The 14493-nt window shown below is 57.1% G+C and carries 17 protein-coding genes; 5 read left to right on the top strand and 12 right to left on the bottom strand.

Annotated elements, in window-relative coordinates:
- Positions 1-18: 18 nt before the first annotated feature.
- The 6 genes from ACR0BZ_RS12430 to ACR0BZ_RS12405 all read right to left on the bottom strand — a co-directional run bounded on the left by ACR0BZ_RS12430 (position 19) and on the right by ACR0BZ_RS12405 (position 5370).
- Positions 19-1218, bottom strand: a complete 1200-nt coding sequence (locus ACR0BZ_RS12430; RefSeq protein WP_480546289.1) for a TCR/Tet family MFS transporter — start codon at positions 1216-1218, stop codon at positions 19-21.
- Between the two features lie 86 nt (positions 1219-1304).
- Positions 1305-2021, bottom strand: a complete 717-nt coding sequence (locus tag ACR0BZ_RS12425; RefSeq protein WP_480920335.1) for an alpha/beta fold hydrolase — start codon at positions 2019-2021, stop codon at positions 1305-1307.
- Positions 2022-2033: 12 nt separating this feature from the next.
- Complete coding sequence (gene pcaD, locus ACR0BZ_RS12420; RefSeq protein ID WP_480920334.1) at positions 2034-2822, bottom strand: 3-oxoadipate enol-lactonase; 789 nt, start codon at positions 2820-2822, stop codon at positions 2034-2036.
- Positions 2823-2882: 60 nt separating this feature from the next.
- Positions 2883-3857, bottom strand: coding sequence for a threonine ammonia-lyase (locus ACR0BZ_RS12415; protein WP_480488284.1), 975 nt, complete (start codon positions 3855-3857; stop codon positions 2883-2885).
- A complete protein-coding gene (locus ACR0BZ_RS12410; protein WP_480488282.1) occupies positions 3854-4684 on the bottom strand; it encodes an alpha/beta fold hydrolase in 831 nt (276 codons plus the stop codon). Before ACR0BZ_RS12410 ends, ACR0BZ_RS12415 begins: the two co-directional genes overlap by 4 nt.
- Positions 4684-5370 carry a haloacid dehalogenase type II gene (locus tag ACR0BZ_RS12405; protein WP_480484031.1) on the bottom strand — a complete coding sequence of 229 codons (687 nt, stop codon included), beginning with the start codon at positions 5368-5370 and terminating at the stop codon, positions 4684-4686. Before ACR0BZ_RS12405 ends, ACR0BZ_RS12410 begins: the two co-directional genes overlap by 1 nt.
- A 126-nt stretch (positions 5371-5496) precedes the next feature.
- Here ACR0BZ_RS12405 and ACR0BZ_RS12400 point away from each other — a divergent pair, with 126 nt between their 5' ends.
- Positions 5497-5925, top strand: coding sequence for an FKBP-type peptidyl-prolyl cis-trans isomerase (locus ACR0BZ_RS12400; RefSeq protein ID WP_480546297.1), 429 nt, complete (start codon positions 5497-5499; stop codon positions 5923-5925).
- Between the two features lie 33 nt (positions 5926-5958).
- On the opposite strand, the gene ACR0BZ_RS12395 is transcribed toward ACR0BZ_RS12400, so the two are convergent.
- Genes ACR0BZ_RS12395 through fabA form a run of 4 tightly spaced genes read right to left on the bottom strand, consistent with a single transcriptional unit; the run spans position 5959 to position 8764 of the window.
- Complete coding sequence (locus ACR0BZ_RS12395) at positions 5959-6138, bottom strand: hypothetical protein (protein ID WP_267366102.1); 180 nt, start codon at positions 6136-6138, stop codon at positions 5959-5961.
- Between the two features lie 58 nt (positions 6139-6196).
- Positions 6197-6988 (bottom strand): enoyl-ACP reductase FabI, encoded by a 792-nt coding sequence (locus ACR0BZ_RS12390; protein ID WP_267366101.1) that lies wholly within the window; start codon positions 6986-6988, stop codon positions 6197-6199.
- A gap of 5 nt (positions 6989-6993) precedes the next feature.
- Positions 6994-8223, bottom strand: a complete 1230-nt coding sequence (gene fabB, locus ACR0BZ_RS12385) for a beta-ketoacyl-ACP synthase I (RefSeq protein WP_480920333.1) — start codon at positions 8221-8223, stop codon at positions 6994-6996.
- A gap of 31 nt (positions 8224-8254) precedes the next feature.
- Positions 8255-8764, bottom strand: coding sequence for a bifunctional 3-hydroxydecanoyl-ACP dehydratase/trans-2-decenoyl-ACP isomerase (gene fabA / locus ACR0BZ_RS12380; RefSeq protein WP_209598228.1), 510 nt, complete (start codon positions 8762-8764; stop codon positions 8255-8257).
- 188 nt (positions 8765-8952) lie between these two features.
- On the opposite strand from fabA, the gene irrA reads away from it, so the two are divergent.
- Positions 8953-9369, top strand: coding sequence for an iron response transcriptional regulator IrrA (irrA, locus tag ACR0BZ_RS12375; protein ID WP_480920363.1), 417 nt, complete (start codon positions 8953-8955; stop codon positions 9367-9369).
- On the opposite strand, the gene ACR0BZ_RS12370 is transcribed toward irrA, so the two are convergent.
- Positions 9347-10270: a LysR family transcriptional regulator gene (locus ACR0BZ_RS12370; protein WP_480920332.1), complete on the bottom strand. Its 924-nt coding sequence runs from the start codon at positions 10268-10270 to the stop codon at positions 9347-9349. The two genes, irrA and ACR0BZ_RS12370, sit on opposite strands and share 23 nt — an antisense overlap.
- 83 nt (positions 10271-10353) lie before the next feature.
- On the opposite strand from ACR0BZ_RS12370, the gene ACR0BZ_RS12365 reads away from it, so the two are divergent.
- Positions 10354-11151, top strand: coding sequence for a phytanoyl-CoA dioxygenase family protein (locus tag ACR0BZ_RS12365; RefSeq protein WP_480920331.1), 798 nt, complete (start codon positions 10354-10356; stop codon positions 11149-11151).
- 6 nt (positions 11152-11157) lie between these two features.
- Here the strand turns inward: ACR0BZ_RS12365 and ACR0BZ_RS12360 are convergent, their stop codons facing one another.
- On the bottom strand, positions 11158-12021 hold the full coding sequence (locus ACR0BZ_RS12360; RefSeq protein WP_480920330.1) for a hypothetical protein: 864 nt from the start codon (positions 12019-12021) through the stop codon (positions 11158-11160).
- A gap of 122 nt (positions 12022-12143) precedes the next feature.
- On the opposite strand from ACR0BZ_RS12360, the gene miaB reads away from it, so the two are divergent.
- Both miaB and ACR0BZ_RS12350 read left to right on the top strand, forming a co-directional pair.
- Positions 12144-13463 carry a tRNA (N6-isopentenyl adenosine(37)-C2)-methylthiotransferase MiaB gene (gene miaB, locus ACR0BZ_RS12355; protein ID WP_480900156.1) on the top strand — a complete coding sequence of 440 codons (1320 nt, stop codon included), beginning with the start codon at positions 12144-12146 and terminating at the stop codon, positions 13461-13463.
- 37 nt (positions 13464-13500) lie between these two features.
- Positions 13501-14400 (top strand): outer membrane protein, encoded by a 900-nt coding sequence (locus tag ACR0BZ_RS12350; RefSeq protein ID WP_480920329.1) that lies wholly within the window; start codon positions 13501-13503, stop codon positions 14398-14400.
- The last annotated feature ends 93 nt before the right edge of the window (positions 14401-14493 follow it).

The following is a 14493-nucleotide window of genomic DNA, read 5'->3' as shown; positions in this document are numbered from 1 at the left end:
GTCATGTGTGTGTCGTTGTTAAGCCACGACAGGCGGGGACCGGCGAAACAACACAAACCCGGCCAGCATCAGCGCCAGCGCCAGCAGGAACGGAGCACCCGGCAAGTACAGCGGTGTGTCAGGGCGAATGAATTGCGCAAATACGCTGGTCATGACCAAGGGCGAAATGACCATCGAAAGCGCGTGGAGCGCGGACAATACACCCTGCAACTCTCCTTGCTGCGAATCCGGTGTCGCTTTGGACATCATTGCCTGAAGTGCTGGTGTGGTGATTGCCCCGATTGCAGTGATTGGGATGAACAAAAGTGCAATGAACCCGTTGGTCAGAAAGGCCAGAATTGCGAAACTGAGGATTTCAAAACCCATCCCGTAGATAATGGCACCCCGCTCGCCGCACAATCGGATTGCGGGGCGGATCAGACCGCCTTGCACAACGGCCATGCCGATCCCATAGACGCCCAGTGACAGGCCGATCATCTGAGGGGGCCAGCCGAACCGCTCGGTGGTGAAAAAGGACCAGATAGCGGGGTAGACGTAGATTGAGACCGAATACAGAAAGTAGACCCACAGCATAGGTCGGATACCGGGCAGTGCAGCAATGGCGCGCAGCGAATTCACCGGGTTGGCGCGGCGCAAGTTGAAGGCGCGCCGGGTCTTGTCGGTTACGGTTTCAGGCATCACGAAACAGCCGACGGCAAAGATCAGTGCCACCAGTCCTGCCGCAGCCCAGAACGGGGCACGGGTTCCATATTCGCTGAGCAATCCGCCGATCACCGGGCCAAGGACAAAACCCACGCCAAAGGCCGCGCCCAACAGGCCAAAGTTCGCGGCCTTGTCCTTGGGATCGGAGATATCCGCCATGAACGCGGCAGCGGTGGAATGTGTGGCTGCGGTTATACCGCCGACAATACGACCGGCCAGCAACAGCCAGATACTGCCCGCCACTGCCATAACCATATAATCAAGCGCCATGACGAACAGCGACAGCAGCAGCACAGTTCTGCGGCCATAGGCGTCGGACAGGTTTCCAAGGATTGGACCAAAGATGAATTGCATCGCCGCAAAAGCGGTACTCAGCACTCCACCCCAGATCGCCGCATTGGCAAGCGAACTGCCCTGCACATCAACAATCAGTTGCGGCATGATCGGCATAACCAGACCAATGCCCATTGCGTCGATCATGACGATGCTGAGGATGAAGAGTGATGGCAGGCGCATGGAACTCGGGCTGGTGATCTGTTCGTGGCACCCTAGGCACAGTCACCGAATGTGGGAAGACAGAGTTTTGCGTGCAGTCCGCCGCATCACTCAAATTTGCTTGCCAATTCGCTCAGCAATCCGGCCAGTTCCTGTGGATGCGAGAAAAACGGAGAATGCGAACTGTCGATGGTTCGCCGCAGGTCCTTCGGGATAAACGCGCACATGTCCGCCTGATATTCCGTGGGGATCGTTCGGTCATCCGTGGTGCGGATATAGGCCTTGGGCACTTCGTTGAAATTCGTGCCGACCGGCAGTGGTGTTTCCTGGGGGCGAATGGCCTGTGGGCACAGGCGCGCATAGGCGTAAGGCAGGATATCGTCAGGGCAATCGTGGTAGAACAGCTTTGGGATGGCATCTACCGACACGGTGTAAGACAGCCCGTCAGACGATTTGTCAATCGCGTGGGCAATTGTCTGCTGCGGGCCGCGTCTGCGCATTTCTGCCAGCGAAAGGCCATCGTGAGGCACGTAGGCGCACAGAAAGATCAGGGCGCGCATGGCGTCCGGTCGAGCTTCGGCGGCGGCGCTGATCGGATACCCGCCCCACGAGTGACCCACGACAATCGTATCGGGCGTGCAGGCGTTCAGAACGGCATCGCGGCAATTTTCCAGCGTCACTTCGGACACCGGCGTTGGATCTGCACCATGGCTGGGCAAGTCGATGGCCCGGGCCGAATGTCCCAAAGCTTCCAGCGCGGGGATCAGGTCGCGCCAGCACCAGGCTCCGTGGCAGGAGCCGTGGACCAACAGGAAAGACGCCATCGCTGTTCTCCTTCAGATATGCCCGATATCGGTCAGAAACCGGGTCAGGATTGCTGCGTATTCTGCGGGTTTCTCGACGCAGGGCAAATGGCCAGCTCTGCGGATCAGTTCGAACCGCGATCCGGGGATGAGGTCGACAGTTTCGCGCACCAGATCGGGCGGGGTCGAGCCGTCCTCGCTTCCGGCGATGCCAAGCGTGGGAAGGCGCAGGCCGCTTGTGGGTGTATAGAAGTCGGTCCCGGCGACGGCAGCGCAACAGCCCAGATATCCGTCAAGCGGTTGGCTGATCATCATATCGCGCCATGGCAGGTGGTTTTGCGCTGCGCGGAAATCACGGGAAAACCAGCGTTCCATCGTGGCGTCTGCCACCGCTTCAATCCCGCCGCGACGCACAGCGTCGATCCGATCCTGCCAGACTGCGGGAGTGGCGATTTTGGCAGCGGTGTTCGACAGAACCTGCGCACGTATCTGATCCATACGTTTGACGGCCAGCCCCTGTGCGATCATCCCGCCAATGGACAGGCCGACAAAAACGCAGTCGCGAACCTTCAGGTGATCCAGCAGCGACTCGGCATCGCGGATCAGGGCGCCCATAGAATAAGGCGCCGGTGGAACCGAGGATTGCCCATGCCCGCGTTTGTCATACCGGATGATACGCAACCCTTTGGGCAGGTGCGGTAACACTGCGTCCCATATGTGCAGGTTTGTTCCCAATGAGTTGGCAAAAACCAGTGGCGCGCCGTCCGCCGCACCATCGACACGGTAATTCAGTTTCACGTCGCCCAGATCAGCGATCTTCATGACTCAGGTCCTTGCAGCCCCGGCGTTCCAGGTGCAACTTGCACAGGTTTGGGGTGCCTGTCAGGTCAGGAATTCCAACGCCCTGGCAAAAACATCCGGATCGACATTACCACCCGAAGTAACTACGATCACGTCGTCGCCCTCGATCTCGTCGCCCCGGAACAGCGCCGAGGCCAATGCGACTGCGCCGCCGGGTTCCAGCACGATCTTGAGGCGCAGGAAAGCAAGTGCCATGGCCCGCAGCGCCTCGTCTTCGGTGACCGAAATACCGGGTCCGCAAAGACGGTTTAGGATGGGAAAGGTGATATCGCCGGGTTGCGGTGTCAGGATAGCATCGCAAATATTGCCTGATGCCGCGTTGTTGTTCTGAATCCGTCCCGTCGCCAGTGATCGTTTGACGTCATCGAACCCTTCCGGTTCGCACGGGCGTACCCTTAGGTCGGGGGCGTGTTTTTCAAGCGCCAGCGCAATGCCAGAGGTGAGGCCGCCGCCACCACAACAGACCAGAACATCCGCCTGAGAAACCCCAAGTTCCGCTGCTTGTCTGGAGATTTCCAAGCCGGTGGTACCTTGCCCGGCAATCACCTGAGGCTCGTCATATGGCCGGATCAGGGTTAGCCCGCGTTCGGCGGCGATGGTTTCCCCGATCTCTTCGCGGCTTTCGTTTGCGCGGTCGTAAAGAACAACTTCACCCCCAAGCGCTCGGGTGTTTTCGATTTTCAGGTGCGGCGCGTCCGACGGCATGACAATGACCGAAGCAATTCCATGTTTCGACGCCGCCATCGCAACGCCCTGCGCGTGGTTGCCCGAGGAATAGGCAATCACGCCGCACTGGCGTATGTCTTCGTCCAGCGCGGATATGGCAGACCAAGCCCCCCGAAACTTGAAACTGCCCGTATGTTGCAGGCATTCCGGCTTGACCCAAATCCGGCGCCCGGCGATCGCGTCAAGAAATGGCGACGACAGAATTGGTGTCTCGCGGACATGTCCCTTAAGCCGTTTGGCCGCAGCTTCGATCATTTCAATTGTGCTCATGCAGCGTTCTTCAATACCTTTTTGATGACATCCAGAGATTGAGGCTCATTCAGGAACGGAACATGCCCGCGATCCGGGACTTCGGCCGAGATCAGACCGGGATGCCGCCGATGCATCTCAGCCAGGGTTTCGGCGCTCAGAACGTCCGAGTTCGCGCCCCTGATCGCGCCGCAGGGTATGTTGCGCAGCGCTTCAAAAAACAACCAGTAATCGGGTATGGCACCGCTCGCGGCCTGTTCCAGAAGCGCCTTGCGCAGGGCCGGGTCATAGCGCAGCGCCAGCCCGTCCCCTTGTTGTTTGTATTGAATTTCGGCCTGTTTGCGCCAGATCTCCAGCGGAACCCTGGGAAATTGCGGCTCCATCATATGTTTCAGGGCGGCAGCAGCTTCGTCATGGGTTTTCGCGGTGGGTTGCGCGCCCACATAGGCCATGATCTTGGCTATGCCTGACGTCTCGATGACGGGCCCCACATCGTTTAGGATCACACCGACCAAACGTTCGGGGTGGCTTGCTGCCAGTGCCATGGCAATCAGCCCGCCCCGCGAGGTGCCCAGAATGACCGCTTTTTCGATGCCCAGAAAATCCAGCAGTTCAATCGCGTCATGGGATTCACGAAAGATGTTGTAGTTCATGAAATCGGGATCGTAGTCCGAGCGGCCGCGCCCCCTGTAATCCATCGCAATCATGCGCAGTTCAGTGGCATGTGGTGCGAAATACGAAAAATCCCGGCTGTTCCTAGTCAATCCGGCCAGACACAAAAGCGGCGTGCCCGATCCATGGTCTTCGAAATAGATGCGCTTGCCGTCCGAAGTCGTAAAGTCTGACATCAAAGACCAGCCAGCTTGGGAATGGTGGTCAAATCAGACAGAACATGCGCTGGCGTCCACGGCAGCCGGTCCATTGGTTCCCCGATCCGATTGACCCAGGCGGTGACAAAACCATAACCGCTGGCCCCCGCGGCATCCCAGCCGTTTGAACTGACGAACAAGACTTCGTCGCGGGCGCAGTCAAACCTGTTCTGAACCAGATCATAGACACGGGAATGGGGCTTGAAGACCCCAACGCTTTCGACCGACAGCACGTCATCCAGCACATCGCCGATCCCGGCGGATTGAACAGCACCGTCCAGCATGGGCGGTGATCCGTTGGACAGGATGGCAGTCTGCATCCCGCCATCCTTGAGGGCATTCAGCATGACAGGAACTTCGGGATAGGCCTGTAACTCCCAATAAAGATCCAGCAGGCGTTGGCGCAATTCTGGGTTGCCCTGAAGGCCGGCAGCTTCCAGCGCCCAGTCCAGCCCGTCCTGCGTGACATCCCAAAAATCCGCATGGGCATCCGCCACAGCACGCAGCCATGTGTATTGCAATTGCTTCAGGCGCCAATGTCCCGCGACCTCGGGCCATTTGTCTTTCAGGGCTTCGAACCCCGGCTCGCCTGCTGCCTGCCGGGCGGCGGCCGCAACATCAAACAGCGTTCCGTAGGCGTCGAACACGCAGGTCGTGATTGCCATATGACCCTCCTTTGATTGCGCGCAGGTTGGCACAACGCGAAAGGGGGGGGAAGGGCCAAGGGTTTACAACTTTGTGTCAATCTCTAGGGTTGGCCGCTTAACCCCTAAAAACGGCCGGAGGCCACTATGACCGAAATCAAGCAAGGTGACACGGTTCGCATCCATTACACAGGGACATTGTTGGATGGCAAAGTCTTTGACAGTTCGGATGGGCGCGATCCGTTGGAGTTCGTGGTAGGATCGGGCCAGATCATTCCCGGTCTGGACAGTGCCATGCCCGGTTTGTCCGCAGGTGACAAGAAACGGGTCGAGATTGCCTGTACCGACGCCTACGGCCCGATCAACCCTGCGATGCGTCAGGAAATCCCCCGCGAGGGTATTCCCGAGGATATTCCGCTGGATCCGGGCACTCAACTGCAGATGCAGACACCAGACGGTCAGGCCGTACCTGTGACAGTTGTGGACGCCAACGAAGCGATTGTGACCCTGGATGGAAACCATCCGTTGGCCGGTCAGGATCTGGTGTTTGAGATTGAAGTCGTCTCGATCAATTGAGACATAGTTCGGGTTGGAACGCCCGCCCGGGCTTCAGCCGATCAAAGCTTCAACAGCTGCGCGCACCTGTGGCTGGGTGAAAAAGACAAACACCAGCAGCAATGATGTCAGCGCGAGCAGCAGCACTCTGGCCCGCTGGCTGAGGAAACCGGACTTTTTCCGGCTTTGCACTGATCGTGCGTTGTTTGCAATGATTTGATCTAGCTTGCTCATACCGAAGTCCTGCCGCCCAAAGATGGTGAAATCTTGGCGGCGGCAGGGAAAGATATGGTCACATGAAATCGGGTTGCGGCATGCCCAGAACGTGGAAACCACCGTCAACGCGGATGATTTCGCCAGACGTGCAGGCTCCCGCATCAGATGTCAGGTAAACTGCGGTCCCGCCAACAGCTTCCAGAGTGGCATTCGAACGCATCGGCGCATTCTGATCGCAGAACTTATATGTCCTGCGCGCCCCGCCAATGGCGGCACCGGCAAGGGTTTTCATCGGTCCCGGTGAGATTGCGTTCACGCGGATACCATCCGGGCCAAGGTCATTGGCCAGATAACGGGTCGCCGATTCCAGCGCCGCCTTGGCAACACCCATGACGTTGTAGTTCGGTACCACCCGGTTTGATCCCTGATAAGTCAGCGTCAGCAGCGAGCCCCCATTGTCCTTCATCATCGGATAGGCGCGGCGTGCCACCTCGATGAAAGAATAGGCCGACACGTCCATCGAGTGTTTGAAGTTCGCCCGCGTGGTATTCAGAAACCGGCCTGTCAGCTCGGATTTATCCGAATACGCAATGGCATGAACAACAAAGTCGATGGTGGGCCAACGCTGGGCCAGTTCACCAAAGGCACGATCCAGTGACTCGTCGTCGGTCACATCGGCATCCACCATGAAATCGCTGCCAAGGCTTTGAGCGAGAGGTTCCAGCCGTTTGCCGAAAGCCTCGCCCTGATAGGTGAAGGCCAGTTCTGCGCCTGCCTCGTGCATGGCCTTGGCAATGCCCCACGCGATTGAGCGGTCATTGGCCACGCCCATGATCAGGCCGCGCTTACCTTTGAGAAGATCCGACATCACTTTCACCCGTTATACTTAGACAGAATCATGGACCCGTTGGTGCCGCCAAAGCCGAAGCTGTTGGTCATGACACTGTCCAGTCCTGCGTTTTCAACCACTTCAGTTGCAATTTCACCGGGCAAGATGCCTTGGGCGAGTGTGTCGACATTGATCGACGGTGTAATGAAATCATTGTCCAGCATGAGTAGGCAGAAGATCGCCTCAAGCGCTCCTGCCGCGCCTTGCGCGTGGCCAGTCATCGATTTGGTCGAAGAAATCGGTGGCACATTGCCTTCACCGAAGATGCGGCGCACAGCCTCTACTTCGCCTACGTCACCGACAGGGGTCGAGGTCCCATGTGCATTGATATAACCGACCTTGCGACCTTCGGGCAATGTGGCCAGCGCCAGCCGCATCGCGCGCTCACCGCCTTCACCCGAAGGGGCCACCATGTCGTGGCCATCCGAGGTAGCAGCATAGCCGGTGACTTCGGCATAAATCTTTGCGCCGCGGGCCAGCGCGTGCTCCAGCTCTTCCAGAACGAGGATGCCGCCGCCACCGGAAATCACAAACCCGTCACGGTTCTCGTCAAACGCGCGCGAGGCTTTGTCGGGCGTGTCATTGTATTTCGACGACATCGCGCCCATCGCATCGAACAGGCACGAAAGCGTCCAGTCCAGTTCTTCGCCGCCGCCAGCAAACATGACGTCCTGTTTACCCAGCATGATCTGTTCGGCCGCGTTGCCGATGCAATGCAGCGAAGTCGAGCAGGCCGAGGTGATCGAATAGTTGATACCCTTGATCTTGAACGCGGTCGCCAGGTTTGCCGAGATTGTCGAGCACATGCATTTCGGCACAGCGAACGGCCCGATCCGCTTTGTCGCACCTGTCTTCAGAACGGTCTGATGCGCCGTCAGCATCGCGCTTGTCGACGGGCCGCCGGATCCAGCCACCAAACCTGTGCGCGGGTTGACTACCTGGTCCTCGGTCAGACCAGAATCTGCAATGGCCTGAGACATGGCGATATGAGCGTAAGCCGCGCCCGGACCCATGAAGCGCAGGGTGCGTTTGTCCACGTGTTCAGCCACGTCAATCTTGAGCGTTCCCGCGATCTGACTGCGAAACCCATGTTCCGCCATCTGTTCGCTGGCTTCGATCCCGGATTTACCTGCTTTGAGCGAGGCCAGAACCTCTTGGGCATTATTCCCGATCGAAGACACTACCCCCAGACCGGTGACGACTACTCGACGCATGTGCGCACTCCTTATTTCGGGTCGGTCAGGCTCAGGCCTCGGACAGAACGACCTTCATATCTTTGACATCATAGATCATCTCGCCATCGGCTTCGACGATTCCATCTGCCACACCCATGGTCAGGCGACGTGTCTGAATCGCCTTTTTGAAATCGATTTTATACGTTAGCATCTTGCGGTCGGGACGAACCATACCGGTCAGTTTCACTTCGCCCACGCCGACGGCCATGCCGCGCCCTTGCCAGCCACGCCAACCCAGGTTGAAACCGGTCAGCTGCCATAGACCGTCAAGGCCCAGGCAACCCGGCATAATCGGGTTGCCGGGAAAATGGCAGTCAAAGAACCAAAGGTCAGGGGTGATATCGAATTCGGCCAGCACATGTCCTTTGCCATGCAGGCCACCATCATCCGAGATGTCGGTGATCCGGTCCATCATCAGCATTGGCGGGGCGGGCAATTGTGCATTGCCGGGGCCAAATAATTCGCCGCGGGCGCATTTCAGCAGATCGTCTTTGTCAAAACTGCTTGGGAACTGGGCCATTCTTGCCGCCTCTCCTGCCGTGGGTCCGTTCGTTATATCTGGCCTCGTCTAGCACCCGTTTGCAAGGTCCTGCAAGAGCAGCGGCCACATCATGTTGTGTATGCCGCGTTCTTTGCGAATGAATTTCATTTGAAATTGCCAACCATGCGCTCCTATATATAATGGAAGTAACTATGGGTATCGGATCAATGACACCGCAGAGCGGCGATATAGCAACGGGTTGGCTGGTGAACGCTGGCTTGCGTCCGACGCGTCAGCGTGTGGCGTTGGCCGAGCTTCTGGTGGGCGATGGCCGGCATCGTCACGTCACCGCCGAGAGCCTGTTTGAATCGGCCAAGGCGAATGGCGACGCTGTTTCACTGGCGACGGTTTACAATACCCTGCGCGCGTTTTGCGACGCTGGCGTTCTGCAGGAAATCACCGTGGACGGGTCAAAAAGCTATTTCGACACGAATACGCATGATCACCCTCATTTTTATTGGGAGGATGAGGCGCGCCTGAGTGACGCGCCGTCGGACCAATTGGTGATCCAACGCCTGCCCAAAGCACCCGAAGGGGTCGAGATTGCCTCGGTCGACGTTGTCATTCGCCTGCGCAAAAAGTAGCGCCAATACCGCCTTTCAAACTCGCCAACAACAAACGTTCAACCTGATCAATCGTCGCGTCAGCGGGCCCTGTTCCGTGGCGCGCAAGTACAACCGATTCAGTTGCGTCCTGATTGCTGATCGGAACACTGACAAGACGTTTATTGTCATAACTGACCGGGCTGAGCGGGCTGGTATAGCTGATCCCGATCCCTTCGCCATGGGCGGCAAGACTGCGCTGGATCTCAATCGATGCCGCCCTATGCGCGACAGTCGGGTGCAGACCGTTGCGCCGAAAGAGACTGAGGATGTGTTGGGCTGACCAGCCTTCTGTTGACAGGATCAACGGGTGAGCAGCCAAGTCAGCCAGCGAGACCATGCCCGCTGTCGCCAACAGATGATCCGGTGGCATTAGGGCCTTTGGTCGACTGTCGAACAGTTTTGTTCGTGTGAACCCGGCATCCATTGTCAGCTCATAAGTGATGGCAATATCGATCTGGCCATCAATCAATCTGTTCAGCAGCCCTTCAAAGGACGCAGCAAAGTATGTGATTGCGATGTTTGGAAAAGTGTCGCGCAAATGGTGCAGGGCGGGGGCCAATAGGAAGGGGGCGAGGTCCGTAAAACACCCCAATCTTAGACGTGTCGCGCCCGACGACGGTGTTTCTGATGACTCGATTTGGGCTGCGTCCTTCAGAAGGGTCTCGGCCTGATCGATGAATTTTCGCCCCTGAGGCGTCAGCGCCATGGCCGAGCCTCGGCGGCGGATGAACAGAGGGTGACCCAAATGTGCTTCGACACGCGTCAGGGCTGTAGACAGGGCTGGTTGCGAAACATTCAGGTATTGTGCGGCTGCGGACAGGCTGCCGTGGCGCCCGACCGCGCAAACATATTCGTACTGACGCAGTGAAATATATAACATGAAGTTAATTATAACTTCGAAAGATATGATTTGAATAGAACACATCTTCAACGCAAAAGATTGGAAAACGAATGGAGACCCGGATGCCTCACCCGCTTGTTACTCAAGAAATGATCACAACTTATCAGGATGATGGCGTCGTTCTGATCAAAGGGCTGTTTGCAGACTATGTGGATCAACTGCGGAAGGGTGTGGCCGCGAATATGGCAGAGCCTGGCCCGTATGCATCAGAAAACAAGAAAGAGGGTCAAACGGGTCTGTTCTTTGACGATTACTGCAACTGGACCCGCATCCCACAGTTCCGTGAGGTGATCGAAAACTCGCCCGCGGCCGAGGTCGCAGCGGACCTGATGCAGTCGAAAAACGTGCAGGTGTTTCACGACCACGTATTGGTAAAAGAGCCCGGGACATCCATGGCCACGCCCTGGCATCAGGATGGCCCATATTACTTCGTTGAAGGTCAGCAAACCATCAGCTTCTGGTCTCCGCTGGATCCGGTCAGGCAGGCGACGTTGCGCTGTGTCGCAGGTTCTCACCGGTGGGAGAAAGAGGTGCTGCCAACCCGCTGGGTTTCCGAGGAAGGTTTTTTCCCGGATGAAGGGCAGTACATCCCCGTGCCGGACCCGGATGCCGAGGGCATGAAAGTCGTTGAATTCGAAATGGCCCCCGGTGACGCCGTTGCCTTCAATTATCGCACCCTTCACGGCGCGCGGGGTAACCACTCGGATAGCCGTCGCCGCGCCTTTTCTCTGCGGTTGGTCGGCGATGACGCACGGTATGTAGAGCGTCCAGGCAGAACCTCTCCACCTTTTCCCGGCCATGGCATGACACCGGGGCAGCGTCTTCGCGAAGACTGGTTTCCGGTCCTGTTTCAGCGCTGAGACGCTTCAGAACCACTGGCCTGATTCGATCAGGCCCAGATCCAGCAGCTGCCGCGAGTGCCATTCAAAAGGCACAGAGTTGCGCCAGCTAAAATTCGGAATGTCAAAAGTCGACCCGGCATTTGTTTTGAGCGCCTTCGCGGCGCGGAAGGAACAAATAGCCGCGGTCATGTTGTGGTGCCATGGGCAGGAATAGGTATTGTATTCCGGCTCATTGAACGTGTGGTCCGATTTCAGGATCAAGCCCTTTTGCGCCTTAAACAGGGCGATGCGGTCGATGCGACGGCGTTCATAGGGAATGTGATCCTCGAACCGCCAGCGCAAGCCACCCGACAGGTCCACCTGTCGGTCCAGCGGTTGGCCGTCAGGGTCGCGGCGTGATTGGGCATAGTAACCCGTTTTGTCGAACAAAGCCTGTTCGGGGGCGACACCGTTGGGAAAAGCGGTCAGGTCCTCGGCATAAAGGTCGATGACGTAGCTCAGCATAGCGTTGCGGCGTTCTTCGCTGTGAAAGGCCAGCATCTCAGCAATGCTGCGCGTTTCGCAAAACGGAAAGAACAGGTATTCGGCGTTGTAGCAGTAATACATCCAGATGCCGGGTGCGGCCTGAATTATTCTGTTCAGGGTATCGAAAACCACCGTTCGGGGAACGCACTTCAAGGTGACCCGATGCACCCGGTCGGTCAACGCGGGCTCCAGTCGGAACTCCTGAGGCATGAAGGCGATAACGGATTTGAACCCTAGTTTCAGATGGTGATGCAGAGTACTTTCCAACTCGACCTCATCCTCGGCAAAAACCATCGCAACGGGGCCTTGCGCCATTGCGGGCTGCCCGGCTTTCAGGAAATGGTCGAGGGAATCGTATTGCATCGGCTGTTTTCAGTTTTGTCTTGCTGGAAAGTTCCGCCAAATTCGGGTAATTGCGCCCGCATTGCAAGCGGCGTTCGAAGCATATAGACGACGCCGGTCCAGCGAATGCAAAGGCCCGTCTCATGTCCGAACCGAAGAAGCTGTTTATCAAGACCTATGGCTGTCAGATGAATGTCTATGACAGTGAACGCATGTCCGAGGCGCTGGGCGGGCAGGGCTACGTTGAAACCCAGACCCCCGAAGATGCGGATATGATCCTGTTGAACACGTGCCACATCCGCGAGAAAGCGGCAGAAAAAGTGTATTCCGAACTGGGGCGCTTCAAGGGTCTGAAGGCCGAGAAGCCTGATCTGAAAATCGGCGTGGCGGGCTGTGTTGCTCAGGCGGAAGGCGAAGAGATCATGCGCCGCCAGCCTTTGGTTGATCTGGTGGTCGGTCCGCAAAGCTATCACCGCCTGCCCGAGATGGAGGCAAAGACCCGAGCGGGCGAAAAGGCGCTGGACACGGATTTCCCCGAAGAAGACAAGTTCGAAAAATTGAAAAACCGCCCCAAGGCCAAGCGCGGACCGACGGCGTTTTTGACTGTTCAGGAGGGCTGCGATAAATTCTGCGCCTTCTGCGTGGTTCCTTATACACGCGGTGCTGAAGTCAGCCGCCCAGCCGATCGCATCATCCGCGAAGCCCATGATCTGGTCGAACGCGGCGTGCGCGAGATCACGTTGCTGGGCCAAAACGTCAACGCCTATCACGGTGCCGGGGCGAATGGTGACATGACGCTTGCCGGCTTGATCTGGGAATTGAACAAGGTCGACGGGCTGGAACGCATCCGCTTTACGACCTCGCACCCAAACGACATGGCCGACGACCTGATCGAGGCACATGGCACCTGTGACAAGCTGATGCCTTATCTGCACCTGCCGGTTCAGTCGGGTTCGGACCGTATCCTCAAGCGGATGAACCGTAGCCATACGGCAGAAAGCTATCTGCGGCTGGTCGAACGCATTCGTGCGGCGCGTTCAGATATCGTGATGTCGGGGGACTTCATTGTTGGTTTCCCAGAAGAGACCGAAGATGATTTTCAGGCCACGATGGATTTGGTCGAAGAGGTCAAATACGGCTATGCCTATTCCTTCAAATACTCCACACGTCCGGGAACCCCGGCAGCTGAACGGTTGCAGGTTGATCCGGCTGCGGCAGATGAACGGTTGCAGCGGCTTCAGGCCTTGATCACGCGCCATCAGCGAGAGATTCAGGACGGTATGGTTGGACGCACAGTCCGCGTTCTTTTCGAAAAACCGGGTCGCTTGTCCGGGCAGATGGTTGGAAAGTCCGAATATTTGCATTCGGTGCACGTAAAAGGACCAGAGATCGCCACGGGTGACTTGAGAGAAGTCCGGATCACTGAGTCGGGGGCGAATTCTCTGGCCGGTGAGTTGTTGTAGGTCGGTGTAAACACCTCCCGGACACCATAGTTGGTGTTTGTTTCCAAAATTTACCCTTGATTTATTGCTTGGAACTATGCTCCGAGAGGAGCCATGGTTTTTTTGGCGCAAGGATCTGCGTCTACAAATCGGCAATATGCCGGTCCCGGAAAACGGGATGAGGGAGGTACGAGTGTCGACTATCAAGAGCTTTTGGAGCCTGAGCAGGTTGAGAACACTGACGTTAACTGCCGCTGTTACACTGATTGCCGGCGCATCCATTGCCGGTGATTTGAAAGGTGACATAAGCGATCCGGAAGTGGTCAGCCCGAAAAGATTCAGCAGCGATGTCCGCGCTTTTTACCTGGGACTTACCGGCGGTTATGGCTCTGGCGGGGACGATCGGTTTGGCCTGACAACTCCCGGTGGACAGTTTGATATCGGTGATCAGGATTTATCCGGAACATACGGGGGTCTCCGGGGCGGCTGGCGTGGTGTCTTACCAGCTGCAGGTGGGCGCGACTATGTCTATGGCTTTGAAGTCGGGTATGAATTCGGATCCCTGGACGACACTGTCAGCAGGCGGATCGGCGGCGTCAATGTGCAAGGCGGAACAGAGATTTCGGATGTTCTGGCAGTCCGATTTCGTAATGGTCTGACAAACCGCAGCGGACGAATTCTGTATTTCTTCAGTGTCGGATACCTGTGGGGCGATGTGGAAACAACCAACAGCTTGGCATTGGGCCCGACGGTTCAGAATTTCTCGGCGTCAGATCGGCGGAACGGTTATTCGGCAAGCATAGGGGCCGAGCATAAGTTGTCGGGCAATTGGTCGATCACGGGCGAATATGAATATGTCCAGTTCCAATCAAAGGACATCCAGTTCAGTTCTGGCTTTTCCACAAAGTCCACACCAAAATACAGCGGCTTGAGAATCGGGCTGAACTATACCTTCTGATGTTCGCCCAATCGGCAACCGATCACCGTTAAATCGGCTGTTACGACATCTCAGCGTTTATTTTTGAAACTGTGGCTTGCGCCTACCAAGATT

This window comes from Ruegeria sp. P8, assembly GCF_056534665.1.
Note: the sequence above shows the minus strand (reverse complement) of the source record. Positions and strands in the feature narration are given on the sequence as shown.